We start from the raw sequence: 399 nt of genomic DNA on the forward strand, positions 1-399 counted from the left end.
CGACCTTGAGCAGGAGCGTGACGCGCAGAGACAGGCGGTGCTGCGCAGCGTGCTGGAGCTTATCGTCAGTCACACGCCGGACGACGCCGGCGGGCAGGCCTTATAACGCCTGCGCGACAGGGCTATTTCAGTTAAGTTTGGCGGCAAAAATCCGGATGGCCCGGCTGCAGGCCTCGCGCATGGCCATATCGGAGCCGGTCTCCTTCAGGCGCCAGAGCGCACCGATAAGTTCGTGCGGGCTGACTGTACCGCCCCTGTGCAGTACCTGCCTGATGGCCAGCCCGATGGCTTCGTGCATCAGTTCCTGTATTTCATTTTCGGTTTTCAGATGCGCTCCGCTTATTGGGGATATACACAGTGTATCGCGATAAGCGGCGCGCAGATATAAGCACCAAAAAA

At 59.1% G+C, this 399-nt stretch carries 2 protein-coding genes; one reads left to right on the forward strand and one right to left on the reverse strand.

Annotated features, from left to right (window positions below; translation table 11 throughout):
• The coding region (locus tag VI01_RS25155; protein ID WP_045816989.1) for a biofilm development regulator YmgB/AriR family protein at window positions 1-106 on the forward strand (106 nt) is incomplete at its 5' end.
• A gap of 21 nt (window positions 107-127) precedes the next feature.
• Here the strand turns inward: VI01_RS25155 and VI01_RS25160 are convergent.
• A partial coding sequence (locus VI01_RS25160) for a hypothetical protein (RefSeq protein ID WP_231638587.1) occupies window positions 128-399 on the reverse strand: 272 nt, incomplete at its 5' end.

Origin of the sequence: Pantoea sp. SM3 (assembly GCF_000963995.1) — a bacterium.
In the GTDB taxonomy this organism is placed as follows: Bacteria; Pseudomonadota; Gammaproteobacteria; order Enterobacterales; family Enterobacteriaceae; genus Pantoea; species Pantoea rwandensis_B.